Below are 24,974 nucleotides of genomic sequence, written 5' to 3'. Positions count from 1 at the left end.
GCCCATCGGATACATTCCCCCTGCCGAGGCTGAAGAAAATTACTATCGGCAATTAGCCAGTCAAGTTGCAGTGTCTGCCTGACTTAACCCAACGGGCCTCCACGGAACCCGGGGCGATTCACACCTCCCTTGGTCAAATTGGCGTCGGCGACAACATGCACGCGGGGTTTTCACGCGCCCGATCAGCATTTCCAGGTCGCCCCTGGATAAGCAGTAACCGCGACGGGCAGCTCCAAAGGTAGGCATAAGGTTGTTGTCGTGCTTGAAGCGCTCTAACTCCTCCACACTGCGCGACCTCAGCGAGGTCGCGCAGTGTGGAGGAGTTAGCGGTGAGCTCGGCGCCGGCCATCGGTACCGACGGCATCAAAGCCCCTTGGCTCCATAGAACGACGAGAATAGGATGAATGCAAACAACATCCCGTTTCTCAGTGTCAGCTCGCTGCTGGCTTGCTCCCGCGTTGCTGGCGATCTTCGTGGTTGCGGGTTGTGCCTCCGCACCGTCGGTCGAAACCAAGGCACCTGCTCCATCGACGGTAGTCGCCAGCCCGACCCGAGTCCCAGACGTATCCGACGATTTCGACCGCAGCGAAAAGTTTGCCCGTTGGGTGGCCGAGTTCAGCACCATCGCACGCGCAGCCGGCATCGACGAGGCAACGCTCCAAGTCGCATTCGACAACGTCCGCCTCGTCCCACGCGTCATCGAGTCGGATCGGGCGCAGCCCGAGTTCACCCGCACTGTATGGGACTACCTCGACGGCGCGCTGTCGACGCAGCGAATCGACCGTGGCCAGGACAAGCTGCTGCAACTGCGCCCCGATGTCGATGCCATTGCAGCGCGCTACGGAGTCCCGGCAGAGGTCCTCGTCGCGATCTGGGGCATGGAGAGCAATTACGGCAGCAACGTCGGCAACATCCCGACCATCGACGCCTTGGCGACGCTCGGTTTCGACGCCCGACGCGAGGAGTGGGCGCGTGGCCAGTTGCTCGCGGCATTGAAAATCCTGCAGAATCGTGACATCGACCGCGCGCAGATGATAGGTTCGTGGGCCGGCGCGATGGGCCAGACGCAGTTCCTGCCATCGAACTTTCTGGCCTATGCGGTCGACGCCGATGGCGATGGCCGACGCGACATCTGGGGCAGCGTAGCCGATGTGATGGCTTCGACCGCGAACTTCCTGGCACGCTCCGGATGGCAAGCCGGCCAGCCGTGGGGGCTTGAGGTGCGCTTGCCGCCGGGATTCGACTACGCGCGCGCCGACGCCGATGTGCAACAGCCGTCGACCAAATGGGCGGACGAGGGTGTGCAAGCTATGGACGGCGCGCCGCTGCCTGCGTTGGAGGGCAGCTCGATCCTGCTTCCGGCCAGCGCGCGCGGGCCGGCCTTCCTGGTCGGACCCAACTTCCGCACGATCCTGCGCTACAACAACTCGACCAGCTATGCGCTAGCCGTCGGCTTGCTGGCGCAAAAGCTGGCCGGCGGCCCAGCGATGCAGACAGCCTGGCCGCGCGATTTGCAGGCACTTTCGCGCAGCCAGATGCTGGCGCTGCAGACGGCGCTGAATGTACGTGGCTTCGACAGCGGCACGCCAGACGGCACTATCGGCCCGGCCACGCGGCGCGGCGTTCGTCAATACCAGCGCAGCGTGGGCCTGCCGGCGGACGGCTATCCGACCCTGGACCTGCTGCAGCGCCTGCAGTGACGCGACGACACGGCTCCGACCGGATTTGGGCGCCGTACGTCTCCACTCCATTAGTCAATGGCGGGATGTTTCGTGGCGGCATCATCTGTCTGATTTACCAACCATATCGAGTTGGCTTTTAAGGTTTTGTGCCATCTCGACAGTTTTAGCCCATGCCTTGGTCTGCAGATGGTTTATGCCATCCTCTGAGAGCGGGTACCCGGGCTTCGACGTCCTGGGGTGGTACGGTATCGCCGCGCCCAAGGGGCTCGATCCTGCGATCCGCAACAAGCTCAACGTCGACCTGAAGAAGGCCCTGGCGACCGACTCAGTCAAGATCAGCTTGTCCAAGCTCGGCATCTTCCCCATTGGCAGCAGCCCTGATGAGTTCGGGCGGTTCCTCGACAGTGAGCTGAACAAGTTCGGCGCGGTTATCAAGTCAGGCAATATCTCGCTCGAATGAGATTTTTCGGGAGACACTCATGATCCATCGCAGAGCATTTCTCACGGCAGCCGCAGCACTTTCCCTCTTGCCCACCCTTGCGTGGGCTCAGGGGGCGCCGAGGGCTACCCTTCCAGGCCGGTCACCATAGTTGTACCTTTCGCGGCCGGCCAGTCGGGCGACATCCTCGCGCGCATCCTGTCCGAGCCGCTGAGCAAGAGCTGGGGCAAGGCCCTGATCGTGGACAACAAGACCGGCGCGGGCGGCACCATCGGCAGCCAGTTCGTCGCCAAGGCGGCGCCCGATGGGTACACGCTGCTGCTGGGATCGAGCGGCCCGATGGCCATTGCGCCCAACCTCATCAAAAATGCGGGGTACGACCCGCGCCGCGACTTCACGGCCATCATGAATGTGGCAGGTGTCGCTCAGGCCCTGGTGGTCCCAGCCAATTCCAAATACAAGACCGTGCAAGACCTGATTGCCGACGCCAAGGCCAGGCCGGGCAAGCTGAGCTACGCTTCCGGCGGCAACGGCTCCACACAGCACCTGACGATGGAAATGCTGAAGCAACGCACCGGCATTTCCATGGTCCACATTCCTTATAAGGGTGTTGGCGCCGATTGAATGTTGACCAGCTGTGCCGATTCAAAATTGACCAGGGGCTAAAGCCGGCTTTTTAAAGCCCAGCTGTGGATAACTATAGCTCGCGGCTGTGTTGCTGACTCCTTTTGAAGGTTGCTGTGAATCCCATCAGCGGGCAAGCTGCGCAGGGCGTAGCTCGAAGCAGCTTGCCCGCTGCGCCGCCCGTTGATCAGAGCGGTTCGGTTTCTTCGGTCGGTTCTGTGCCTTGGCGCGCCTGTGTCTTTCGGGCTGCCTCCCTGGATTTGATGCGCCCCTTGGCTTCGCTGGAACTGTGCCGAAAGCGGTACGACTCATTGCCCGTCTCCACGATGTGGCAATGGTGCGTGAGGCGGTCGAGCAGCGCGGTGGTCATCTTGGCATCGCCAAAGACGCTGGACCATTCGGCAAACGTCAAATTGGTGGTGATCAGCACGCTGGTGTGCTCATAGAGCTTGGACAGCAGATGAAACAGTAAGGCGCCGCCGGCCTGGCTGAACGGCAGGTAACCCAGCTCATCGAGGATGACCAGGTCCATGCGCGTCAAGCTGAGGGCAATCCGGCCCGCTCTGCCCTGCGCCTTTTCCTGCTCCAGGGCGTTGACCAGATCGACCGTGGAGTAAAACCGCACGCGCTTGCCGTGGCGTGTGAGGCCAGCGATTCCCAGCGCGGTGGCCAGGTGCGTCTTGCCAGTGCCCGGCCCGCCAATGAGCACCACGTTCTGCGCGTCTTCGGTAAACGACAGGTCCGCCAGCTTTTGAATCAAGGCTTTGTCCACCTGCGACGCCTCGAAGTCAAAGCCTGCCATGTCCCGGTGCACCGGGAAACGGGCCGACTTCATCTGGTGGGCAATCGAACGCATGACCCGGTCCACCTCTTCGGCCTGCAGCAGGTGCTCGATCAGCCAGCGCGAGGCGTCCAGGGTCGAGTCGCTCCCTTGCGCCGTCAACTCAGTCCAGGCAGCGGCCATGCCGTTCAGGCGCAGCGCCTTGAGTTCGAGCTGAACATCACGCTTGGCACCGTGTTTGTCATCACGCATGGCTCACCTCCTGGCCGTCCTGGTGGGTGGGGCGCAGGCGGTCATAGCGCGCGGTATCAGCCCGGGGCGGCTCGCTAAGCTGCAATGTCGTGTGGGCCTGCTCTGGCACTGCTGGCGTAGTGAGCCGGGCCAGCACATTGCGCACATGCTCGGCGCTGATGCTGCCGCTCGGCGCGGCGCTTTCGAGCACCAGCTCGATGGCCACCAGCACGGCTTCCAGGCCGGCCTGGGGCACGGCGGCCAGCACCTGGGCCATGACGCGGTCCCCGCCAGTGTGGCGCAAGAGCGATTGGCGCAGACGCAGCAAGGGCGCGGGCAGGTCCAGAAACGGCGCGCCGTTTCGCAACGCGCCGGGCTTGCGCTGCACCAGATCGATGTAGTGCTGCCAGTCATACGTGGTCTGACCACTGCCGGCCAGCCTGCAGTGACTCGCTACCAAGGTATCAACAGCGGCCACGTCAACCCGGTTGGGATAAAGCCGGGTGCTCACCAGGTGACCGGCCCATTCGCAAGGCACCGAGTAGCGGTTGCGCGCGACAGCCACCAGGCAAGTGCTGCTCACGCGAGCGGCCTTCTCCACGTAGCCGTCAAACGCCGCAGGCATCGACATCAAGTGCCCTTTCTCCAGCTCCAGCATTTCGGCCACCGTGAACTGTTTGTGAATCGGATGCTGCGTGTCTGCCCAGATGGAGCGACAGCGCTCGCCCAGCCAGGCATTGAGTTCGGTGAACGAGCCAAAGCGGCGCGTCCCTGCTTCGATCCAGATACGCCGGCGGCTGTCCTGCACGTTCTTCTCCACCACGCCTTTCTCCCAGCCGGAAGCGACGTTGCAGAAGTCAGGGTCAAACAAGTAGTGACTGCACATTGCGGCAAAGCGGGCGTTGACGATGCGCCCCTTGCCCTTCTTGACCTTGTCCACCGCCGTCTTCATGTTGTCGTAAATGCCGCGCCGGGTGACGCCGCCGAGCGCCTGGAAAGACCGCGTGTGGGCGTCGAACAGCATTTCGTGGCCCTGGCTGGGGTAGGCCACCAGCCAGAAAGCGCGGCTGGCGCACAGTTTCAAGTGCGCCACTTGCAGCTTGTAGAACACGCCGCCCACCACCAAGCCTTCATCGCTCCAGTCAAACTGGAACGCTTCACCCAACTCAAAACTCAAGGGCACGAATGCCTTGGTGATGGCTTTGCCCGACAACTCGCGCCAGGCGCGGGTGAAGTCGGTCACGGCGCTGTAGCCGCCCCGGTAGCCCTGCGCCTGGATTTGCGTAAACAGCGCCTTGGCCGTGCGCCGGCCATGCTTGGGTCGATGGGCGTCGACCGTGAGGGCCTGCTCCAGCGTTTCTTCAAAAGCGGTGAGTTTGCCCTCGCTGCTTTCCCGGCTGTATTTGGGAGCGATATTGCCCGGTGCCTTGAGCCACTTCTTGACCGTGTTGCGCGACAGCCCTGTGAGCTTTGCAATGGTGCTGTTGGAGAGCTTGTCGCGCAGTTTCATGCGCCTGACCTTGCCTATCATGTCCATGGTGATCACCTTCTTCTCCTGCTGAAAAATTCAGCAGGTCAGTAAAACACCCTGGTCAATTTTGAATCGGCACTTCGGCCTTTAGATGGTCAAATTTCGCTCGGCGTCAACACTTATAAGGGCACCTCGCCCGCCGACACCGACCTGATTGGCGGCCAGATCGACGTGTTATTCGATTCCGCCCCGGGAGTTGTGCCTTTCCTGCAGGGCGGCAAGGTGCGGGTGCTGGCGGTCTCCACTGCGCAGCGCATGCCAAGCTGGCCCAGTGTGCCAACCGTGGGCGAAAGCGGAGTTCCAGGCTTCGATGTGCTGGGCTGGCTGGGCATCGTGGCCCCCAAGGGTCTGGATCCAGCCATTCAGAAGAAGCTCAGCACCGACCTCAAAGCCGCGCTGGCTCTGGATTCGACCAAGGCCAGCCTGAGCCGGCTTGGCATGATCCCCGTGGGCAGCAGCCCGGAGGAGTTTGGCAAGTACATCGGCAGCGAGATAGTGAAGTTTGGCGATGTGATTAAAAAAGGTGGCATCACCGTCGACTGACCCGAAAAGCTTTCATACCATGCGAATCACAGACATCCGGGAACTGAGTGTTCCCCTTGAAGGCAATGTGACCAATGCCGTCGTTAGCTTTGCCGAGCACACCGTGTCGCTCGTCGCCATCGTCAGCGACGTCGTGCGCCACGGCAAGCCCGTGGTCGGCTATGCCTTCGACTCCATTGGCCGTTATGCGCAGGGCGGCATCCTGCGCGAGCGCATCCTGCCGCGCCTCATGAAGGCTGTGCCCGAGAGCCTCCTGGACGCCAGCGGCACCCGCTTTGACGCAGCCAGGGTACTGCAATGCGCCATGCGCAACGAAAAACCCGGCGGCCATGGCGACCGCGCGGCGGCCATCGGTGCGGTGGAACTGGCCATCTGGGATTTGAACGCCAAGCTGGCCGACGAGCCCGCCTACGCCACCATCGCCCGCGAGTACGGCAGGCCTGCAGCAAAGCGCACGGTGGACGTGTACGCCGCAGGCGGCTACTACTACGAGCCCGGTCAGGGCAAGACCCTGGGCGACGAGTTCCGAACCTACCGCGACTTGGGCTTTAGCGCCTTCAAGATGAAGATCGGCGGCGCGCCGCTGGCCGAGGACTTGAAACGCATTGAAGAAGCCCTGAGCGTGGCCGGCAGCGGCAGCCACCTGTCGGTCGATGCCAATGGCCGCTTTGATCTCGAGACGGCGCTGGTCTACGCCAAAGCCATTGAGCCCTACCAGTTGCGCTGGTACGAGGAGATTGGCGACCCACTGGATTACTGGCTTAACGCCCAAGTCGCGCAAGCCTACGCCGGCCCCATTGCCACAGGGGAAAACCTGTTCTCCGTGCCCGACGCCCAAAATCTGGCGCGCTTTGGCAGCATGCGCCCCGGGCGCGACATCTTCCAGATGGACGCGGGCCTGAGCTATGGCCTGACCGCGTACGCACGCATGCTCACCATGCTCGAAGCACACGGCTTCGACCGCCGCCAGTGCTACCCGCATGGCGGCCATCTGATAAATCTGCACATAGCCGTGGGCCTGGGGCTGGGTGGTTGCGAAGCTTACCCCGGCGTGTTCCAGCCATTTGGGGGCTATGCAGCGCAATGCGCACTGGGCGCCAGCACGGTGCGCCCCAGCGAAGCCCCCGGCTTTGGCCTCGAGCAGAAGGCCGAGCTGCGGCCCGTGCTCACGCAGATCATGGCGTGACTTGAACACCACCGATTTGCGGACGCGCGACTGCGCGCGGTGCTGGCGGCAGATGCCTGCGTCCGCTGTCCGCCCGTTTTCGCCCCCTCTCAGCCCGCATGGCCAACGATCCCGGGTTTGAGGTGGGCATTCTGGGTGACTCGGCCGCGCCCATGCAACTGCTGGCGGTACGTGTGGCCCAGATAGAGTTGCGGAAAGTCGTTGTGGAGGCGATCTGTTAGCTCTGTATTCATGAATGCGAATTACCCACAGAATAGAAAAAATATCGCCATTGCGCCGAGCTTGGCGTAGATATCTTATAGGGCGAATTGGCGAACACAAAAAATACGCAATCACGGGTCGGAAACCAGCCATTGCTGGCTAGCGGCAATATGTAGTTGCTGGCTATCGACACTGTTCAATTATCGATAATCAATACGCTTTAGTGCATTGATGACTGCGGCCCGTGGCGGTCCCTCGGTCATCCAACTCGAACGATTTCAAGGCAGCGAAAGCAGGTATCGGCCAACGACTGCTTTGTAGATGTTCAATCGCCAGCGGTCCGGAGTGGACTTCATGAGGTCGCAAGCCACCACCGTTCTTCTGGGCGCAATGGTTTGACGAACCGGATAGTGGGATGAAAAACTGGTGTTACGCAGAACTTCTGATAGGCGTCACGGTTGAAAAAAGCTAACCTTGATTTGTAGACGGACTATTTGCTAAGCACTTTTTCTGCGACAACTTCGACGGTCAAGTCGCGGAACCATTTGTGCGACGGGTCGTTTTGCATGCTGTCGTGATAAAAAATAGAAACGTCAAGAGCTGGAAGCCCGACAGGACTTGGATGCAGTTCAAGCGGGAGCATGGCGGCGAATGCACGAGCAATGCTGGCCGGCAGGATGGCGACGTAGTCGGTCTGTAGCACAACGTGCGGCGCGGCTAGATAGCTTGGAACCGTGATCGGCACACGTCGTTGCACCCTCTGCTCGGCGATGGCCTGTTCCAGTGTGGCGCTGTACGAGCCTTGCGCTACCGATGTGATTCCAATGTGCAAATGCCGCGAGAAGGCAGCCAGGTCGAACTGCCCGGATGCCGGGTGGCCACGCCGGATGACGCAGACCATCGTTTCCAGAAACAAGCGCCGGGATCGAAGCTCTTCCGGCGCTTCATGGTAGTAGCCGATCGCGAAATCCGCTTCTCGTTCAACGACCATCTGAAGGCGGCGATAGGGATTCGGGGGGATGACGCGCAACTCCGCTTTGGGTGCCAGCAGCGAGAGCTTGCAGGAAAGGCCCGGCAGCAGCAGGAACTGGATGTAGTCGGAGGCCAGGACAGAATAGGTCCGCGTTGTGCGCGAGGCGTCAAACATCACGTTGCCATCTGCAAGCCTTTTCCACAAATCCAGACTGGGGGCCATCTGGGCGTGAATTGCGAGAGCTTTTGATGTTGGCACCAAGCGACCGCCAGAGCGGACCATTACCGGGTCTTCCAGCACGATGCGCAGGCGGCGCAACGCAGCGCTAACACCCGGCTGACTCACATTCAACTCGTGCGCGACCTTGGTGGCGCTTCCATGTTTGATCAGGAGGTGCAGATAAACGAGAAGATTGAGATCAGGAAAACCCACAGCCTGATATTACTCTGAGTTATTCCTACTATCTGTTCCTATGCATTGAGTTGCCCGACTGCGGTGCCGACAATGGCCACTTAGTCATCGGCCGCGAAATAGTTCGTGAACGCGCCGGCAGCACCGAAGGAAGATGCAATGAATCAGGGCAAAAACATGCAGGAAACACGCGCCGGCGCGCATTGGTTTGCGCGCTCCCCTGTGCTGGTCTGGGGTGGCGGCGCGATAGGTGGCTGTGTCGCAGCGTTTTTGGCGCGTGCTGGCGTGCCAGTCAAGCTAGTCGATATTGTTGGCGAGCACGTGGACGTTGTGCGTACCACCGGCTTGCAAATCGAAGGACGGGTTGCTCAGTTTGTACAAGTCGTCCAGGCGGTGACCCCCGAGCTGCTGACGGGCACTTATGACTGCATTTTCCTTGCGGTCAAGGCACAGCACACCGTCCAAGCGGTTCAGCAACTGGCGCCTCACCTGAGTGACGACGGGGTGGTGGTCTCGCTGCAAAACGGATTGAACGAGGGCACTATCGCCGCGCGCGTCGGCGCGCAACGAACCGTCAGCGGTTTTGTGAACTTTGCAGCCGACTATCTGGCGCCAGGGCGTATCGACTATGGCAATCGCGGCGCAGTCAAGCTCGGCGAACTGGCGCCGGGCCTGACCCCGCGCGTCGAGTCGCTGGCCGCGCTGCTGCGCGATTTCGACGCCGACAGCAGCGCAGTCGGCGATATCATGCGCTACAAATGGGGCAAGCTCGCCTATGGCAGCATGCTTTTTGCGACAGCGCTTGCAAACGAGACGATGGCGGAAACCTTCGATGACGCCACACACCGGCCGCTGTTTGTTGCTCTGGCACGCGAGGTGATCGGTATAGCGCGCGCGGTCCATGTGGCTCCCTACGGTTTCGACGGTTTTGAGCCCGATGCATTTGAATTAAACGCCCACACATCACTCGCAGCGGCCTCGCTGGGCCGTATGGCGGATCACTACCGCCACTCCACGAAGCAGCGCAGCGGCGTCTGGCGCGACCTAGCCGTCCGCAAACGCAAAACCGAAGTTGATACCCAGATCGCCGAGATTGTGCGGGTCGCTGAGCTGCGCGGGCGCACGGCACCCGTGACCGGGCATTTGATCGACATGATCCGCGAGATCGAGGCTGGCACGCGCTCTATAGACCGCAGCAATCTCATCGCGCTCGCCCGACGGGTACAACAGAGCCAGGTGCAGGCATGAGTGTTCCCGCTATTTTTCCGGGGCAGGCTGCGGCCGGGCAGGTGAGCTTTGTCGGCCGCACGGTGGTCATTACAGGCGCAGGCGGTGCTTATGGCGGTGACATCGCCGCAGCCTTTCACCGGCTCGGCGCCAGGCTGGTGCTGAGCGACCGCCTGGAGTGCCTCGCGCCTTCCCCTGCATTGCCAGCAGGCTCATTTCGCTACCTGCGCGCCGAACTTACTGATTCGCACAGCCTGCGCTCGCTGGCTGATGCCATTCTCGTCGGAGATACCCCCGATGTCCTTGTCAACAACGCCGGGCTGTTCCCGTTTGTCGACCTGATGACCATGCAGATCGACCAATTCGACGCAATATTGAACGTTAATTTGCGCGCTCCGTTTTACCTGACGCAGCGCCTTGGTGAAGTCATGGCCGCGCGTGGACGTGGCGTCATCTGCAACATGTCTTCGGCTGCGGCCAGCGTGGTCCGCGACAACGGAGCAGTTTACGGTGCGTCGAAAGCCGCTCTTGAACATTTGACGCGCGCCTTCGCTGTAACGCTCGGCCCATCTGGGGTTCGTGTCAACAGCGTCCGGCCAGGGCTGCGCGGTGGCGACACCACCCATGAAATACCGGCATCGCACCTCGCACGCGTCGGCTCCCACGTACCACTCGGCCGCTTGGCGGCGCCAGGCGAGGTTGCCGACGTTGTTTGCTTCCTCTGTTCCGATGGGGCGAGTTTCGTCACCGGGGAGACCATCGCGGTTGATGGCGGCAATGGTATTAACCGACGCAGTGTGCAATGAAAATTAATCTTGATGCCATAACGGAAGGAGCATTGCTCGCCAGAATTCGTCGCTGGATTGAGATTGAGACGCCGTCGCGCAATGGTTCATCCATCGCTTCGCTTGCGGAACTCATAGGGTGCGACGCGCGCGATGCGGGCTTGGTGACCACCGTGCAGGATCTAGGGCCGGAAATCGGTCCATTGCTGACCGTGAGCCACCGCCGCAAAGGCGATAGACGCGACGGTATCCTTGTGTTGGCTCATCTTGACACCGTCCATCCACTCGGCACGCTCGAACGCAACTCGTTTCGCATCGAAGGTGATCGTGTTTACGGTCCGGGGAGCTACGACATGAAGGCTGGTGCTTGCGTTGCACTCGAAGCGTTGAAGCAGGTGTTAAGACACAGCAGCAGCAGCGCCTTGCCGATCGACATGGTGTTCGTCCCCGACGAAGAAATCGGCAGCACCGCTTCGCGGCCTGCGATCGAGCGCATTGCGGCCGGCGCGCGGTACGCGCTGGTCTGTGAGCCGGCGCGCCACGCGGGGCGATGCGTGACCGCGCGCAAGGGCATTGGTGGTTTGAGGCTGTCAGCCCATGGCTGCGCCGCGCACGCTGGATTGAACCATGATCGTGGTCGCAACGCGATCCGCGAACTGGCGCACCAGGTATTGCAACTAGAGGCGATGACGGACTACGCGCGCGGCGTCACCGTCAATGTCGGCACGATAGAGGGCGGTACGGGTACGAACGTGGTGCCCGAATTCAGCCGGCTGGCCGGCGAGTTTCGCATGCCCACGCAGGCGCTTGCCGTCGAAATCCAATCGCGGCTTCTTGCATTGCAACCGCGCACTCCTGATGTGACGCTGGAGGTTGAGGCGTGGATAAAGCGACCGCCCTACGAGAAGACCGCGGCAACAGCCCTGCTGTTGGCACAGGCGCAGCGCTATGCCACCGGCGCTGGGTTCGAGCTCGACGATGTTCCCATGACCGGCGGAGCGAGCGACGGAAATTTCACTGCTGCGCTCGGTATTCCGACGCTCGACGGCCTTGGAGTGCCGGGAGACGGTGCCCATGCCATAGACGAACATTTTTACCTGTCCAGTCTCACTCCGCGATTGGCGTTCTGGACCTCACTCCTGAACGGACTGACATGAACGTTGCCCTGCCTGATACCTCCCCAATTGGGCCAAACCTGTTTTCACCCTTTCGGGTGCGCGACCTGACGCTGACCAACCGCATAGTGCTCTCGCCCATGTGCCAGTACAGCGCGGTCGATGGCCTGCCAAATGCGTGGCATCAGGTCCACTATGGCGCGCGCATGATCGGCGGCGTAGGCCTGCTCATGCTGGAGTCCACCGCCATAAGCGCTGCCGGCCGTATCACGCACGGTTGCCTCGGCCTGTGGAATGCCGAACAGGCACAAGCATTGGGCCGCATGGTCGGAGCTGCCCATGAGTTGTCAGTGCCCATCGGTGTACAACTCAATCATGCCGGGCGCAAAGGCAGTGTGCATGCACCGTGGCGCGGCGGGAAAGCCCTCCAGGCGTGTGACGATCCCTGGCCAGTCGTTGCGCCCAGCGCGCAGGAACAATCGGAAGGTTTTTCCATGCCACGTGAAATCGCGCGCGATGGAATTGCTGCGGTAGTTGATCAATTCGCCGCTGCTGCGGCACGCGCGGTGCAGGCCGGCTTTGATGTCGTGGAACTGCATGTCGCGCATGGCTACCTGCTGCACCAGTTTATTTCGTCCTTGTCAAACTGGCGCGAGGATGCCTATGGCGGCGATTTCGATGGCCGGGTGCGCATCGTGCTTGAAACCGTTGAGGCCGTTCGCGCCGTATTGCCAGCTGGTTTTCCCCTTTTCGTGCGTTTGTCGTGCAGCGACGGCGCGTCGGACGGCTGGGGCGTCGATGAGGCGGTACGACTTGCCGTGGCGATGCGCGAGCGCGGCGTCGACTTGGTCGATTGCACGAGCGGCGGCATCGCGGTTGCGCTGACCCGGACACCCGGCGTTGCGTTCAACGCCGAGGCAGCGGCCCGTGTGCGTGCTGAGGGAGGCATTGCGACCGGTACGGTAGGCGGCATCGTTGGTGTTGATCAGGCGCAGGCTGTCATCGCGAGCGGGCAAGCCGATATCGTGTTTCTCGGTCGAGCGCTACTCAGCGATCCCTTCTGGGCGCTACGGGCCCGCCGGATGCTGAATGCTGGTGATGTGCCAGCGCAGTACCTGCGCGCCACTTTTTGAAAGCCATTCGATGCCAATGCACCCCCACGCCACCATTAACTACCCTGAGTACATATGGCCCGCAGGCAAAAGCTGCGCAGTCGTATTTTCTCTCGACCTTGACGCCGAATCGCCGTTTTTATGGATGAGCCGTGGACAGGAGATCAAGCATCTCGGTGAGATCGAACAGCGTCGCTTCGGGCCGCGCCAAGGCCTCGCGCGAGTCGCTCGCTTGTTCGAGGAATATGACATCAAAGGCAGCTTTTACGTTCCCGGCGTCGTCGCTGAAACTTATCCTGATCTGCTGCCATTCCTCGTCGAAGGTGGCCATGAGGTCGCACACCACGGGTACTTTCACGAACGGATCGAGGCAATTGCGCCTGCGCAGGCCGAGGAATACCTGGTCCGCGCACAAGAACTCTTCCATGTCCAGACTGGCCTGAAGGGTCTCGGACATCGCGCACCATCGTGGGAGATGACGCCTGAATTCCTGAGCGTTCTGCAGCGACATGGCGTTTCGTACGACAGCTCTTTGATGGGCTTCGATCATCCCTACGAGGTCGAGGGCTTGATTGAACTCCCGGTTCAATGGACGGTCGATGATGCGCTGTATTTTCGCTACACCAACAGTGCGCGTGACAAGACGCACCCGGCCAATCCCACGGCAGTCCTGGAGAGCTGGATTGAGGAGTTCGAGGGGATGCGCGAATGTGGCGGCTTGTTCATGGTCACGATTCATGACTGGATTTCCGGCCGCGCCCAGCGTATCCGTATGTTGCGCAAGCTGATTGAGCATATCCGGCGCTGTCCCGACGTGTGGTGGGCCCGTGCGCACGAACTCGCCGCATGGCATGGCAGTTCCATCAATAGCAAGCGCTTTCTTGTACCAGCCCATTCGATTGATACCCATTTTTGACCGCAGGAGTAACCATGTCCACATTCAGTCGCTATTTCTCGCCCCGCCGCCGGGCCCTGGCCTGCGCCTTTGTGCTCGCGGCGCTTGCACCCCCGACCGCGCTTGCCGATGCAGCCTATCCGAACCGACCGGTCCGGCTGGTGGTGCCTTTCCCGGCTGGCGGCAACACGGATCAGGTGGCCCGCCTGCTCGCCCAAAGTCTCACCGAACAAATGGGCCAGCCTTTCGTCATCGACAACAAGGCCGGCGCGGGCGGAAACATAGGCGTCGACAACGTCGCAAAATCTGCCCCGGACGGCTATTCGCTGGCTTACAGCACGCTCTCGACCTATGCGCTGAACGTCGGGCTGTACAGCAAACTACCGTTCGATTCGGTCAAGGATCTTGTGCCGGTAGCCCTCACTGTAAGGGTCCCATTGGTGCTGGTTGTGCCGGCTTCGAGTGGCATTAAGACCCTGCCAGAACTGCTCCAACTGCTTAAGAGCCGACCCGGACAGTTCAACTACGCATCGGCAGGAAACGGTACGTCGAGTCACATCGCCTGCCACGTTTTCACGCGTATGGCGGGAGTCGATGTTCAGCATATCGCCTACAAGGGCACGGGTCCGGCCATGACCGATCTGTTGGCTGGCCGCATCGCCTTTGCGATGGATGCCCCGTCAGTGGTCAATCCGATGATTAAGGCGGGGCGTTTGAATGCCATTGCGGTCGCGGTTCCGCAGCGGATGAAAAGCCTGCCCAACGTTCCAACATTCGACGAAGCTGGAATGAAAAACTTCCGTGCCTATTCCTGGAATGCAATCTGGGCACCGGCAGGGACGCCGGCCCCTGTGCTGGACAAGCTCAATGCCGCGACAAACAAGGCCGTGGCCGATCCGGTCAATGCCAAAAGGATAGAGGAGGCCGGGGTGGTCGCTTTCCCGGCAATGACTCGTGCCGAAGTCGAAAAGTTCATGCGGTCTGAGTACGATGTTTGGGTGCCTCTTGTTCGTACCATGGGAGTCAAACTCGATTAGGCATTTAGTCTTGACGTTCCTCCAATATTGCGGATGACGTTCCTTCCGAATTCCGGACTTTTAGAAATTAGAGGTACGGTTGCTTTCCGGCAGGCCCTGAGGGGCGAAAGGAAGAGCAATGAAGAGATCAAGATTCAGCGAAAAGCAGATTGCGTACGCGCTTCGGCTAGCTGAGTCGGGCACGCCCGTCGTCGCGTCAAGCCGTCTACAGGTGGAAGGCGCTGCTCGATGAGGGTGGAGCCGATGCGCTGCGCGGGGGGCGGCCGGCTCGGCTCGATGCGTGGCAGCTCGAAGGTCTGGCGCTAGCGCTGCTGAGAATGCCCAGCAAATACGACTTTGAAACCGAACTGTGGACGCTTCAGGCGTGTTGGATTGCAGATTCATCGGCTGTACGGCGCGAAGCTTGGTCTGCTCCAAGCAACGTAATTCGTTGCGCCTGGCTAGCTGAAGCCAAAATTTTGGCCTTCGCGCTGGGTGAGCAGGGGATTCACGTGAATACCCTGTCCCTTGGTGGCACGCTCACGCCTGGTTATGCCGGGTCTCTTGAGACGCGCGCGACCGGGGCCAAGTCGTGCACCGTCACTCAATGAATGCTCCCAGTGGGAGGCTACATTGCAGCGTTTGCGGGTATTCGCCACAGGCCGCTTTCTTGATGCGTAATGGCAAGCTTCGGGGTAGTCTGATGCCGCTGAAACTTCAGAAGATCACGGACGGCTCGGCCACGGTCAAGGCACTGGCCTACAGCTTGAAACTCTGGGCGGCGCTGGCGCGCTTCACCCAAGATGGGCGCCTGCCTATTGACAACAACTGGATTGAAAACCAGATCCGACCGATCGCCATTGGCCGAAACAATTGGCTATTTGCGGGCTTGCGCAGGGCTGGAAAACGCACAGCAGCGGTGATGAGTCTGATCCAGTCGGCAAAGCTCAACGGGCATGACACGTACGTCAATTTCAAGGATGTGATGACACGCCTGCCGACGCAGCGTGCTAGTTAGATCGATGAGTTACTGCCGTATTTTTTGCAGCCGTCCCTCAAAACCCACGGTTGATCGCCAACCATGAACGCCATGCAGTCGTCAACATGGGCTCACCGCGCGCTTACGAACTGTCTGCCAGACCGTGGGAAGTTCATTCTCAAATGACTCCGGCGCCAAGGTCCTGAGGTAGATTCGTGCCGTGTTGGATGTTCCTGGTCATATCAAGCGATTACCCGGTTCTAGAAAAAAATCTCGACATCAGCACAGCGCCCGCCTCAATCGAGCTTGATCCCCAGTTCATTGACCGTCTTCCTGAAACGCTGCACCTGATCTGTGACAAAGGCGGTGTACTGCTCCGGCGTACTGGCCGTGGCGTACGCGCCTTGCGCGTCGAGTGCGGCTTTCACCTGCTCGTTCGCCATCGCATTGGTAATTTCCTTTGCCATGCGTTGCACGATGGCCGCAGGCGTTTTTGGCGGGGCCATCACGCCTTGCCATGCCGTTGCTTCAATGTTCTGGGCGCCGCTTTCCTTGAGGGTCATCACGTCGGGGTAGAGCGGGGACCTTGAAGGAGAGGTCACGAACAGTGCCCTCAGCCGGCCACCCTTGATGAGGCTCAGCGGCGAGTTGACGGAGTCGAACTGGAACTGGGTTGAACCGTTGAGCAGGCCCTGCAGGGCTTCAGAGCTGCCCTTGTAGGGCGCGTGCACGGCTTCCAGGCCATTGGCCTTGAGCACCATCTCCGCCGCCACGTGGGCCAGGTTGCCATTGCCGGGGCTGCCGAAATTGAACTTGCCAGGGTTGGCCTTCAGTTGCGCGGCCCACTCCTTGAAGTTCTTTGCCGGAAATGAATCCGCAACCACACAAACCAGCGGCAGGGCGGCCGTGCCATTGACCGGGACCAGCTCGCGCAGGGGGTCGATAGCCGTCTTCGTGTAGAGCGCCACGTTAAACGCAAGGGACGAACTGTTGTACAGGAAGGTATAGCCGTCTGGCGCTGCGTGCGACACCAGCGAGGCCGCGATGTTGCCGTTGGCGCCCGGCTTGTTTTCGACCACCACCGCCTGCTTGAGTTGCTCGCTCAGGCGTTTGGCCAGCAGCCGGGCTACCTGGTCATTCGGCCCGCCGGCTGCGAAGCCCAGCACCAGCGAAATCGGGCGTTCAGGCCAGCTTGGCTGGGACCACGCATTGCCTGCAGCCGCGGCTGCGGCGAAGGCGAGCAGCGACCGCCTGCTCCATCCTGGCACTGTTGCGCGGTTTGCAGCAGCCTTGGCAGGGCTCGGGTGTTTCACCAACAATGGGTTATTGTTCTCAAACATATTTTGTCTCCAGTGATTTTCGTTCAGGCAACTTCAAAGAGGGCCGCGGCGCCCATGCCGCCACCCACGCACATGGACGCGACGATGTATTTCACGCCGCGCCGCTTTCCTTCGATCAAGGCATGCCCCACGATGCGCGCCCCGGTCATGCCGTAGGGATGGCCGATTGAAAGGCCGCCACCGTTGACGTTGTAGCGTTCAGGATCGATGCCTAGATGGTCCCGGCAATAAAGCACCTGGCATGCGAAAGCCTCGTTGAGTTCCCACAGGCCGATGTCTTCCACCTTGAGGCCGTGCTGCTTGAGCAACTTTGGAATCGCGTAGATGGGCCCGATGCCCATTTCCTCGGGCAGGCAGCCGGCGACCGCCATGCCGCGGTAGATGCCAAGGGGCGCCATGCCGCGCCGGGCCGCCAGTACGGCGTCCATGATCACGCAGGCGGATGCGCCGTCCGACAACTGGCTGGCGTTGCCCGCAGTGACCACGCCGCCTTCCAGCACCGGTTTGAGGGCATTGAGTCCTTCGAGTGTCGTGCCGGGCCGGTTGCCTTCGTCCCGGTCCAGCGTCACTTCCCTCTGCACCAGCTCCCCGGTGGCTTTGTCGGCAACAGTCATGGTCGTGGTGAAGGGAACGATCTCGGCGTCAAAGCGGCCGGCAGCCTGCGCCGCCGCCGTTCGCCGTTGCGACTCCAGCGTGTAGCGGTCCTGCGCGTCACGCGAAATTCCGTACTTCTTCGCGACGAACTCGGCCGTCTGCAGCATGGACATGTACGCGTTGGGCGCGTGCGCGATGACGTTCGGGTCCCGTTCCTTCGCGACCCAGGCCATGTACGCATTCTGTACCGCAGAGATATTGTCGTGGCCGCCGGCCACCACCACATCCATTCCGTCAACGATCACCTGCTTGGCCGCCGTGGCAATGGCCATGAGTCCGGAGGCGCACTGGCGGTCCATGGTCTGGCCGGCAACCGTGGCCGGCAACCCGGCCGCGAGCAATGCGTTTCGCGCCAGGTTCATGCCAGCGGTGCCCGCTGAGAGCACGCAGCCGATGACCACGTCCTCCACTTCGGCGCCGTCCACCCCGGCGCGGCTCACCGCGTGGGCGATGGCGTGACCCATCAGGGTTGGCGACCGGGTTGCGTTGAACGCGCCCTTGAAGGCGCGCCCGATGCCGGTACGCGCCGTGGAAACGATGACTGCATCCCTCATGATGTTCCTGCCTTTGAATCGATAAGTTGTTTGCGCTCGCCTGCCTGCTTCTGGAGCAAGGGCGACAGCGTCCAGTAGCCGTACGCGTTGCCGCGGGTTGCAGCGTAGTGCGCCATGCGATCGGCGATCACGCCCAGCCCGAGCGAATCAGCGTAGAACATGGGGCCGCCCTTGTGATCGGGAAAGCCATAGCCGGCCGTCCAGACGACATCGATATCGCCCGGCCGCCAGGCAATGCCTTCCTCAAAAATCTTGAAACCTTCATTGATCAGCGGGTAGAGCAGCCGCTCGATGATTTCCTGCCGTGAGATTTCGCTGCGCTGCGCGATGCCGTGCGTGCCGGCCAGTTCTTTGGCAATGCGCGCGGTCTCCGGGTCTTCCTCCGGCTTGCGGCCTTCGTAGCGGTAGTAACCGGCGCCGGTTTTCTGGCCGAAGCGTCCCAGCTCGAACATGCGCCGCACCACGGCGCGGTAGGTCGGGTCGGGTGGCAGGCCGCCGGCCTTGCCGTACTCGATTACCGTCTTCGCACCCACGTCGATGCCGGCCATGTCCAGCATGCGGCAAGGGCCCATGGCCATGCCAAGCGATTCCACCGCGCCGTCAATCTGCGACGGCGTGGCGCCTTCCATCAACAGGAACTCTGCTTCGCGCATGTACACCTCGGCCATGCGGTTGCCGATGAAGCCGTAGCAAACACCCGAGACCACGGCGACCTTGCCGATCTTGCGGGCCAGCTGCATCACCGTGGCGAGTACATCAGGCGCCGTCTGCGCGCCGCGCACCACCTCCAGCAGCCGCATGACATTGGCCGGGCTGAAGAAATGCATGCCCACGACGTCCTGCGCGCGCGCTGTGGCCTGTGCCAGGACATCCACGTCAAGCGTCGAGGTGTTGGTCGCGATGATGGCGCCCGACTTGCAGACCTGGCCCAACCTGGCGCAAATCTGCTTCTTGAGCTCCATGTTCTCGAACACCGCCTCGATGACCAGGTCGCAATCCGACAGGGCCGCGTAGTCAAGCGACCCTGTGAGCAAGGCCATCCGCTGACTGACTTGCTGTGTGGTGAGCCGCCCCTTGGCCGCGCTGGCTTCGTAGTTGCCCTTCATCATGCCCAGGCCCCGTTCCAGCGCAGCTTGCGAGGTCTCGACCAGCACTGTCTGGATGCCTGCGTTGGCGAAATTCATGGCAATGCCGCCGCCCATCGTGCCGGCGCCGACGATGCCGACCTTGGTGATCGGACGTGTCTTCACATCCTTGGCCAGGCCGGGTACCTTCGCCGCCTCGCACTCCGCAAAGAACAGGTGGCGCAGGGCCATTGACTCGCGGGACTGGCGTAGTTCCTCAAAGAGTCTCGCCTCGACGGCTGCGCCATCCTTGAACGGTAGCGTTGACGCCTGCACGGCCTGTACGATCGCAGCCGCTGCCGGGTAGAACGACTTTTTTGTCCGGGCATCGTTGGCTGCGGTGGCGAAGAAGTCCGCCTCGATCCCGCCCGGCGGAATGATCAGCGTGCTGATGCGGCGCGCGGCGCCGCCCCGGCTGATCAGCGCCTGCGCGAAGGCCAGGCCTGTCTCCAGGGGCACACCGTCGCTCACCTCGTCAATGATGCCGGCGTCTTTCGCGGCTTGCGCGCTGATGTTTCGTCCTGTGGAAATCATGTCCAGCGCCAGCTTGATACCCGCGACCCGCGGCAATCGCTGCGTCCCGAGCGAGCCTGGCAGCAGGCCCAGCTTGACTTCCGGCATGCCCAGCTTGGTTGAAGGCAGCGCAACGCGCCAGTGACAGGCCAGGGCCAGCTCCAGCCCGCCACCCAGGACCGACCCATGCAGCGATGCGACCACTGGCCTGTCGAGGGTCTCGATGCGGTCCAGGGTCGCATTGAACGGGGCGGCCGAGAAGCCGGGGTCATCAAAGCTGCCAATGTCGCCACCTGCGACGAAGGTGCTGCCGTCGCAATGGACCAGCAGGGCCTTGTAGCTGCGGTCGGCTTCAAAGCGGTCAATGGCAGATGCAAGGCCCGCCACCACAGCGGTGCCGATTGCATTGACTGGCGGGTTGGCGATGGTCAGTACCGCCACATCGCCGCGGCGTTCAAGACGTACTAGTTGCATTGGTATTGCCTTCGCGTGATTTGTACAGGCGCAGTGGTTGGTAGACCAGTACGGTCTCCCCGTGCTGGTTCGTCACGGTGTTTCGGGTACGAACCAGGCCGCGCCCAGGCTTTGAGGTGGCGCGCGATTCAATCACTTCGCAATGGACGTAGATGGTGTCGCCCACATAGATGGGTCGCTTGACGTCCATGTCCACGTTCAGGAAAGCCAGGCCGGTGCGGTCCATCGAGTGAAGCACCAGGCCTTCGGAAAAGGCCATGACCATCAGAGCGGGTACAGGCCTGCCACCGATGGCGTTTTCTGTGCGCTTGTGCTGGTCCGTGAACAGGTCTTCCGTGAACCAGGTGAGATTGACGTAGCTACCAAGGTCGCCCTCAGTCAGGGTACGGCCCTGGCTCAGCCAGGTGGTGCCCAAAGACAGGTCCTCGAAATAGAAGCCGCGCGTGATGCGTCCGTGTTGCATGGTGGCGGGCCTCAATAGGAGCGGGGAAGGCCTAGGACCTTCTCCGCGATGTAGCACATGATCAACTGGATACTGATGGGGGCGATACGCATGAGCATGGATTCGCGGAAGTAACGCTCCACGTGGTACTCCTTGGCGTAGCCGAATCCGCCATGCGTGAGCACGGCATGCTCGCAGGCATGGAAGCCGGCTTCACCCGCGAGGTACTTGGCGGCGTTGGCCTCGGCCCCGCATTCGAGCCCCTGGTCATAGCGCCATGCCGAATTCATGACCATGAGGTTGGCGGCTTCGAGCTCCATCCAGCATTTGGCTAAAGGGTGTTGCACGCCCTGGTTCTTGCCGATCGGGCGGTTGAAGACGATGCGCTCGTTGGCGTATTTGGCGGCGCGTTTGAGCGCCACGCGACCGAGGCCGACGGCAGCAGCCGCTGCCAGCGAGCGCTCGGGGTTCATGCCGTGAAGAATGGTTTTGAAGCCGTCGCCTTCCTTGCCGATCATGTCCTCGGCGCGTACCGGCAGGTTATCGATGAAAAGTTCATTGGAATCCACCGCCTTGCGGCCCATCTTCTCGATTTCGCGCACGTCAACATAGCGGCGGTCCAGGTCGGTATAGAACAGGGTGAGGCCATCGGTCGGCTTGGACACCTTGTCCAGTGGTGTGGTGCGCGCCAGCAGCAGCATCTTTTCCGTGACCTGCGCCGTGCTGATCCACACCTTGTGGCCTGTCACGTAATAGATGTCGCCTTCGCGTTTGGCAAAGGTTTTGAGCTGGGTGGTGTTGAGACCGGTGTTGGGCTCGGTGACGGCGAAGCAGGCCTTTTCCCGGCCAGCGATCAGCGGCGGAAGCATGCGCTGCTTTTGCTCTTCGGTGCCGAACTTGACCACCGGGTTCAGCCCGAAGATGTTCATGTGGATCGCCGAGACGCCGCTCATGCCGGCCCCCGACTCGCTGATGGCCTGCACCATGATGGCTGCTTCCTGGATGCCCAGGCCCGAGCCGCCATATTCCTGTGGCATGCAGATGCCCAGCCAGCCGGCATCTGCAATGGCTTTGTGAAAGTCCAGCGGGAAGCCGCCGTTGCGGTCGCGCTGCAGCCAGTAGTCCGCGTCAAAGTCCGCACAAATGCGGCTGATAGCTTCGCGGATGGCGATCTGGTCTTCTGAGAGTTCGAAGTTCATGGAGTCTTTCGTGGGTCGGAAAGGGAGTAGTCAAATTGCGTGGCCGCGCCGCTGCGAATGAGCGCCTCGATGCGGTCCTCGGGCAGGCCTGCCTCGGCCAGCACTTCGCGGGTGTGTTCACCCAGACGCGGCGGTGGCCGGCCAGCGGGCGCGTAGGCGCCGTTGAACTTGAGCGGCGCGCGCGGCATGACCAGGGTGCCGAGCCGCGGATCGTGCATTTCCTGGAAAAAACCGGTGGCCACGAGATGCGGGTCGGACTCGAGATCGGCCAGCCTGCGCAACGGCGCCGCCGGAATGTCCAGGCGGTCGCAGGTGCTGAGCCAGTCCGCGCTTGTGCGTGTCGCGATGCAGGCCGCGAGCTCGGCATACAGCGCATCAATGTTGTGCGTCCTCGCTGCCATGCCGTTGAAGCGCTCATCCTGCAAGAGTTCGGGGCGGCCGGCCTCTTCAAAAAAGCGCTGCCAGTGCTCGTTGCTGTAGGGCACCACGCACACATGGCCATCGAGTGTGCGGTAAGGCCGGCGCCAGGGAGTGAGCAGGCGGGCGTAGCCAGGCTCGCCAACCGGGGGGCGGAAATGCGCGCCGTAGAAGTGCTCGACCAGCGTGAAATTCACCATCGATTCCAGCATCGGCACTTCCACATGGCTGCCGCGCCCGGTCTGGTAACGGGCCACGACCGCGGCCAGCAAGGCCTGCGTTGCAAAGAGCGCGCAGGTCTTGTCCGCGATCACGGTGGGCATGTAGCGCGGCTCGGCGCCCTCCTCGGCGCCCTCCTCGGCAAGGGACGCCAGGCCGCACAGGCCCTGGATGATGTCGTCGTACGCGGGGCGGCCGGCATAAGGGCCGCCTTCACCGAAGCCGGTAACCGAGATGACGATCAGCCTGTCATTGCGGCTCATCAGCGCGGCGGGCTCCAGGCCCAGCAAGGCGAGCTTTTGCGGGCGCACGCTGGAAATCAGCACGTCTGCCTGCTCGACCAGCGCCAGCAGGGTATCGCGCCCCGCCGGATTCTTGAGGTTGAGCACTATGCTTCGCTTGCTGCGATTGGCGCCGATGAAGGTCGCTGCCATGCCCGGTTCAAGTGCCGGGCCCGTGACGCGAGTGCTGTCACCGCCCGGTGCTTCAACCTTGATGACGTCGGCGCCATAGTCTCCCAGCATCTGAGTCGCATACGGACCGAGCATGACGCTGGTCATGTCCAGTATGCGGATGCCGGCGAGGGGTCCAGGGGGGGTAGCCATTGAATGGGTCAATTGAAGTCAGGTGTGAGAATGTTGCTATGTTGTTTCAGCCTCAATCGTATGAAACGGGTACATTCATGTCCAATATTGTTTTTATGTCGACTTAGACGACATGCGTATAAGCTATGAACCTCAAACAGCTGCATCAATTTGTCGTTTTGTCTGAAACACTGAGTTTCACCAAGGCGGCGGCCAGACTGAACATGTCCCAGCCACCCCTGTCGGTATCCATACGGCTGCTGGAGGACGAGATCGGTGAACGCCTGCTCCAACGCACGACAGGCGGCGTGACGTTGACTGCCGTCGGGCAGAGCCTGATCGAGCATGCGCGCCGCACCCTTTTTCATGCCGAGCAATTCCGCCAGACTGCGCGAATGGTGGCCGGCGGGCAGGTCGGCAATCTGCGCATCAGCTTCGTGGCGTCCTCGACCATCAGCCTGCTTCCGAGGGCGATCGCACACTTTCGCGCAGATCATCCAATGGTTGATCTGCGTTTGTCCGAGGCTGGCACCAATGTCATCATGGCCGGCCTTGTGGACGGTCTGATTGATATTGGCCTGGTGCGGTCTCCCGCACCGAACTACCCATCGGTGGCGACAGTCATCGTTCAAAACAACCATTACGTCGCTGCGCTGCCTGAAAACCACCCCAAAGCCCGGAAGGTGAATTTGCGCCTGGCTGACCTCGCCGGTGAACCCTTCATCATGCCATCACCACTGGAAGGATCGGCCACCTACATGTCCATGATGCACGCCTGTTCACACGCCGGATTTGTGCCCAATATTGTCCAGGAGGCTTCCCAGGCGCAGACCATTGTTGCGCTTGTTGAAAGTGGCTTGGGCGTCGCATTGGTGCCAAACTTGTGGCAACACCTTGCGCCTCGGGCGGTCACGTTTCGCGAGCTCAAAGGCATGCCCAAAGCCAGTTTGGGTCTTGCAGTTGCATATCGAAAGGAAGAAGAAAATGCGGTTCTGCTGCAGGCCTTTCGCCGGTCTGTGGAAGCCTCCGTCCAATGATCCACTTGGCTTATCCCTCGTGTAGCACCCCCCTACGCTGATTCACAGTTCCATAGCGCAGCTCTTTCGTAGCTTTTGACAGAAAGTTAGGGCAACGCATTGCACCTTCGAAGTACTGCGTGTATCTAATGCCCTTGGGTTTGAGACAAGTAAAAAAGGGCTTCCTCCTCTTCAAAGGTGCTTGATGCGGCAGGCCTTCGCAGCACGGACGTGGATACCTTCGTCGCCGTCTCGTCTACCGGAATTGCCCCGCCCAGCGTCGAAGCCCGCGCCGCGCGGCAGGTGGGTTTTCTTTCCGACTTAGAGCGTGTACGGGTATTCAGGCTGGGTTGCGCGGGAGCTGTCACCGGTTTGTCTATTACCTCACGCCTCGCAGAGGCCCGGCCGGGCAGCGTCGTCGCTGTGGTTGCGATTGAGTTGTACACGCTTTCATCACGGCTGGATGAGCCGACCAAGGCCAATATCGTCGCCACCTGGTCGACGTCAACTATCTTGACCGCTCGGCGACAACTATCCTGGCCGGTGGAAGCGGGGAATGAATGGAACTGGTTACGTTGTTGAACGGGCCTTTCTGGCAGGCGGAGCATGCCCCGCCTGTGCGGCGCGGCGGCGGTAGCTCTCCACGTTCATCTCCAGAATGGTTGCGTGATGCACCAGCCGGTCAACCGCAGCCAGCGTCATGGCCG

23 protein-coding genes and 2 pseudogenes are annotated in these 24,974 nt (G+C 61.4%); 15 read left to right on the top strand and 10 right to left on the bottom strand.

What is annotated here, in order from left to right; all coding sequences use genetic code 11:
* Positions 1-404: 404 nt before the first annotated feature.
* From HHJ18_RS19315 to HHJ18_RS19305, 3 genes are all read left to right on the top strand, one after another.
* Positions 405-1,700 (top strand): lytic murein transglycosylase, encoded by a 1,296-nt coding sequence (locus tag HHJ18_RS19315; RefSeq protein ID WP_296917897.1) that lies wholly within the window; start codon positions 405-407, stop codon positions 1,698-1,700.
* A gap of 175 nt (positions 1,701-1,875) precedes the next feature.
* Positions 1,876-2,142, top strand: a complete 267-nt coding sequence (locus tag HHJ18_RS19310) for a tripartite tricarboxylate transporter substrate-binding protein (RefSeq protein WP_296917895.1) — start codon at positions 1,876-1,878, stop codon at positions 2,140-2,142.
* An 81-nt stretch (positions 2,143-2,223) separates the two neighbouring features.
* Positions 2,224-2,745 carry a tripartite tricarboxylate transporter substrate binding protein gene (locus tag HHJ18_RS19305; protein ID WP_296917893.1) on the top strand — a complete coding sequence of 174 codons (522 nt, stop codon included), beginning with the start codon at positions 2,224-2,226 and terminating at the stop codon, positions 2,743-2,745.
* 187 nt (positions 2,746-2,932) lie between these two features.
* On the opposite strand, the gene istB is transcribed toward HHJ18_RS19305, so the two are convergent.
* Together istB and istA are read right to left on the bottom strand one after the other, a co-directional pair.
* Complete coding sequence (istB, locus tag HHJ18_RS19300; protein WP_296917891.1) at positions 2,933-3,778, bottom strand: IS21-like element helper ATPase IstB; 846 nt, start codon at positions 3,776-3,778, stop codon at positions 2,933-2,935.
* Positions 3,771-5,294: an IS21 family transposase gene (gene istA, locus HHJ18_RS19295; protein ID WP_296917900.1), complete on the bottom strand. Its 1,524-nt coding sequence runs from the start codon at positions 5,292-5,294 to the stop codon at positions 3,771-3,773. The genes istB and istA overlap by 8 nt, the downstream gene beginning before the upstream one ends.
* 51 nt (positions 5,295-5,345) lie before the next feature.
* Here istA and HHJ18_RS19290 point away from each other — a divergent pair, with 51 nt between their 5' ends.
* Together HHJ18_RS19290 and HHJ18_RS19285 are read left to right on the top strand one after the other, a co-directional pair.
* Positions 5,346-5,831 (top strand): tripartite tricarboxylate transporter substrate-binding protein, encoded by a 486-nt coding sequence (locus HHJ18_RS19290; protein ID WP_366558864.1) that lies wholly within the window; start codon positions 5,346-5,348, stop codon positions 5,829-5,831.
* A 19-nt stretch (positions 5,832-5,850) separates the two neighbouring features.
* A complete protein-coding gene (locus HHJ18_RS19285) occupies positions 5,851-7,017 on the top strand; it encodes a mandelate racemase/muconate lactonizing enzyme family protein (protein WP_296917889.1) in 1,167 nt (388 codons plus the stop codon).
* A 691-nt stretch (positions 7,018-7,708) separates the two neighbouring features.
* On the opposite strand, the gene HHJ18_RS19280 is transcribed toward HHJ18_RS19285, so the two are convergent.
* On the bottom strand, positions 7,709-8,623 hold the full coding sequence (locus tag HHJ18_RS19280) for a LysR family transcriptional regulator (RefSeq protein ID WP_296917887.1): 915 nt from the start codon (positions 8,621-8,623) through the stop codon (positions 7,709-7,711).
* Positions 8,624-8,761: 138 nt separating this feature from the next.
* Here HHJ18_RS19280 and HHJ18_RS19275 point away from each other — a divergent pair, with 138 nt between their 5' ends.
* From HHJ18_RS19275 to HHJ18_RS19240, 8 genes and pseudogenes are all read left to right on the top strand, one after another.
* Positions 8,762-9,850 (top strand): ketopantoate reductase family protein, encoded by a 1,089-nt coding sequence (locus HHJ18_RS19275; RefSeq protein ID WP_296917885.1) that lies wholly within the window; start codon positions 8,762-8,764, stop codon positions 9,848-9,850.
* A complete protein-coding gene (locus HHJ18_RS19270) occupies positions 9,847-10,635 on the top strand; it encodes an SDR family NAD(P)-dependent oxidoreductase (protein WP_296917883.1) in 789 nt (262 codons plus the stop codon). The genes HHJ18_RS19275 and HHJ18_RS19270 overlap by 4 nt, the downstream gene beginning before the upstream one ends.
* Positions 10,632-11,771, top strand: coding sequence for a M20 family metallopeptidase (locus tag HHJ18_RS19265; RefSeq protein WP_296917881.1), 1,140 nt, complete (start codon positions 10,632-10,634; stop codon positions 11,769-11,771). The genes HHJ18_RS19270 and HHJ18_RS19265 overlap by 4 nt, the downstream gene beginning before the upstream one ends.
* On the top strand, positions 11,768-12,862 hold the full coding sequence (locus HHJ18_RS19260; RefSeq protein WP_296917879.1) for an NADH:flavin oxidoreductase/NADH oxidase: 1,095 nt from the start codon (positions 11,768-11,770) through the stop codon (positions 12,860-12,862). Before HHJ18_RS19265 ends, HHJ18_RS19260 begins: the two co-directional genes overlap by 4 nt.
* The gene (locus HHJ18_RS19255; protein WP_296917877.1) at positions 12,819-13,757 is read left to right on the top strand and encodes a polysaccharide deacetylase; all 939 of its coding nucleotides are present in this window, start codon (positions 12,819-12,821) and stop codon (positions 13,755-13,757) included. The genes HHJ18_RS19260 and HHJ18_RS19255 overlap by 44 nt, the downstream gene beginning before the upstream one ends.
* A gap of 14 nt (positions 13,758-13,771) precedes the next feature.
* Positions 13,772-14,773 carry a tripartite tricarboxylate transporter substrate binding protein gene (locus HHJ18_RS19250; RefSeq protein WP_296917875.1) on the top strand — a complete coding sequence of 334 codons (1,002 nt, stop codon included), beginning with the start codon at positions 13,772-13,774 and terminating at the stop codon, positions 14,771-14,773.
* A gap of 191 nt (positions 14,774-14,964) precedes the next feature.
* Positions 14,965-15,181 (top strand): annotated as a pseudogene (locus HHJ18_RS19245) (IS630 family transposase); the annotation flags it as partial.
* Positions 15,182-15,476: 295 nt separating this feature from the next.
* Positions 15,477-15,770 (top strand): annotated as a pseudogene (locus HHJ18_RS19240) (transposase); the annotation flags it as partial.
* A 257-nt stretch (positions 15,771-16,027) separates the two neighbouring features.
* Here HHJ18_RS19240 and HHJ18_RS19235 read toward each other — a convergent pair.
* From HHJ18_RS19235 to HHJ18_RS19210, 6 genes are read right to left on the bottom strand one after another with little or no spacing between them, the layout of a single operon-like run.
* Complete coding sequence (locus tag HHJ18_RS19235; protein WP_296917873.1) at positions 16,028-17,071, bottom strand: tripartite tricarboxylate transporter substrate binding protein; 1,044 nt, start codon at positions 17,069-17,071, stop codon at positions 16,028-16,030.
* Positions 17,072-17,094: 23 nt separating this feature from the next.
* Complete coding sequence (locus tag HHJ18_RS19230) at positions 17,095-18,279, bottom strand: acetyl-CoA C-acyltransferase (protein WP_296917871.1); 1,185 nt, start codon at positions 18,277-18,279, stop codon at positions 17,095-17,097.
* Positions 18,276-20,390, bottom strand: a complete 2,115-nt coding sequence (locus tag HHJ18_RS19225) for a 3-hydroxyacyl-CoA dehydrogenase NAD-binding domain-containing protein (RefSeq protein ID WP_296917869.1) — start codon at positions 20,388-20,390, stop codon at positions 18,276-18,278. Before HHJ18_RS19225 ends, HHJ18_RS19230 begins: the two co-directional genes overlap by 4 nt.
* Positions 20,371-20,853 (bottom strand): MaoC family dehydratase N-terminal domain-containing protein, encoded by a 483-nt coding sequence (locus HHJ18_RS19220; RefSeq protein WP_296917867.1) that lies wholly within the window; start codon positions 20,851-20,853, stop codon positions 20,371-20,373. The genes HHJ18_RS19225 and HHJ18_RS19220 overlap by 20 nt, the downstream gene beginning before the upstream one ends.
* 11 nt (positions 20,854-20,864) lie before the next feature.
* Positions 20,865-22,031, bottom strand: coding sequence for an acyl-CoA dehydrogenase family protein (locus HHJ18_RS19215; RefSeq protein WP_296917865.1), 1,167 nt, complete (start codon positions 22,029-22,031; stop codon positions 20,865-20,867).
* Complete coding sequence (locus HHJ18_RS19210; RefSeq protein ID WP_296917863.1) at positions 22,028-23,272, bottom strand: CoA transferase; 1,245 nt, start codon at positions 23,270-23,272, stop codon at positions 22,028-22,030. The genes HHJ18_RS19215 and HHJ18_RS19210 overlap by 4 nt, the downstream gene beginning before the upstream one ends.
* 125 nt (positions 23,273-23,397) lie before the next feature.
* Here HHJ18_RS19210 and HHJ18_RS19205 point away from each other — a divergent pair, with 125 nt between their 5' ends.
* The gene (locus tag HHJ18_RS19205; protein ID WP_296917861.1) at positions 23,398-24,288 is read left to right on the top strand and encodes a LysR family transcriptional regulator; all 891 of its coding nucleotides are present in this window, start codon (positions 23,398-23,400) and stop codon (positions 24,286-24,288) included.
* Positions 24,289-24,465: 177 nt separating this feature from the next.
* Entirely contained in the window at positions 24,466-24,849 is a 384-nt protein-coding gene (locus tag HHJ18_RS19200) for a hypothetical protein (RefSeq protein ID WP_296917860.1), read from the top strand.
* Here the strand turns inward: HHJ18_RS19200 and HHJ18_RS19195 are convergent.
* Positions 24,838-24,974, bottom strand: a 137-nt coding sequence (locus tag HHJ18_RS19195) for an ATP-binding protein (RefSeq protein ID WP_296913941.1), incomplete at its 5' end; no start/stop codon positions are given. The genes HHJ18_RS19200 and HHJ18_RS19195 overlap by 12 nt on opposite strands.

This window comes from Polaromonas sp., assembly GCF_012927455.1.
Lineage (GTDB): Bacteria > Pseudomonadota > Gammaproteobacteria > Burkholderiales > Burkholderiaceae_C > Polaromonas.
Note: the sequence above shows the minus strand (reverse complement) of the source record. Positions and strands in the feature narration are given on the sequence as shown.

Excerpts from the sequence above, each read along its gene's own strand:
- HHJ18_RS19315 (WP_296917897.1), top strand. The coding sequence starts at position 405 with ATGCAAACAACATCCCGTTTCTCAGTGTCAGCTCGCTGCTGGCTTGCT.
- HHJ18_RS19310 (WP_296917895.1), top strand. The coding sequence starts at position 1,876 with ATGCCATCCTCTGAGAGCGGGTACCCGGGCTTCGACGTCCTGGGGTGG.
- istB (WP_296917891.1), bottom strand. The coding sequence starts at position 3,778 with ATGCGTGATGACAAACACGGTGCCAAGCGTGATGTTCAGCTCGAACTC.
- istA (WP_296917900.1), bottom strand. The coding sequence starts at position 5,294 with ATGGACATGATAGGCAAGGTCAGGCGCATGAAACTGCGCGACAAGCTC.
- HHJ18_RS19285 (WP_296917889.1), top strand. The coding sequence starts at position 5,851 with ATGCGAATCACAGACATCCGGGAACTGAGTGTTCCCCTTGAAGGCAAT.
- HHJ18_RS19275 (WP_296917885.1), top strand. The coding sequence starts at position 8,762 with ATGAATCAGGGCAAAAACATGCAGGAAACACGCGCCGGCGCGCATTGG.
- HHJ18_RS19270 (WP_296917883.1), top strand. The coding sequence starts at position 9,847 with ATGAGTGTTCCCGCTATTTTTCCGGGGCAGGCTGCGGCCGGGCAGGTG.
- HHJ18_RS19265 (WP_296917881.1), top strand. The coding sequence starts at position 10,632 with ATGAAAATTAATCTTGATGCCATAACGGAAGGAGCATTGCTCGCCAGA.
- HHJ18_RS19260 (WP_296917879.1), top strand. The coding sequence starts at position 11,768 with ATGAACGTTGCCCTGCCTGATACCTCCCCAATTGGGCCAAACCTGTTT.
- HHJ18_RS19255 (WP_296917877.1), top strand. The coding sequence starts at position 12,819 with ATGCTGGTGATGTGCCAGCGCAGTACCTGCGCGCCACTTTTTGAAAGC.
- HHJ18_RS19250 (WP_296917875.1), top strand. The coding sequence starts at position 13,772 with ATGTCCACATTCAGTCGCTATTTCTCGCCCCGCCGCCGGGCCCTGGCC.
- HHJ18_RS19235 (WP_296917873.1), bottom strand. The coding sequence starts at position 17,071 with ATGTTTGAGAACAATAACCCATTGTTGGTGAAACACCCGAGCCCTGCC.
- HHJ18_RS19230 (WP_296917871.1), bottom strand. The coding sequence starts at position 18,279 with ATGAGGGATGCAGTCATCGTTTCCACGGCGCGTACCGGCATCGGGCGC.
- HHJ18_RS19225 (WP_296917869.1), bottom strand. The coding sequence starts at position 20,390 with ATGCAACTAGTACGTCTTGAACGCCGCGGCGATGTGGCGGTACTGACC.
- HHJ18_RS19220 (WP_296917867.1), bottom strand. The coding sequence starts at position 20,853 with ATGCAACACGGACGCATCACGCGCGGCTTCTATTTCGAGGACCTGTCT.
- HHJ18_RS19215 (WP_296917865.1), bottom strand. The coding sequence starts at position 22,031 with ATGAACTTCGAACTCTCAGAAGACCAGATCGCCATCCGCGAAGCTATC.
- HHJ18_RS19210 (WP_296917863.1), bottom strand. The coding sequence starts at position 23,272 with ATGGCTACCCCCCCTGGACCCCTCGCCGGCATCCGCATACTGGACATG.
- HHJ18_RS19205 (WP_296917861.1), top strand. The coding sequence starts at position 23,398 with ATGAACCTCAAACAGCTGCATCAATTTGTCGTTTTGTCTGAAACACTG.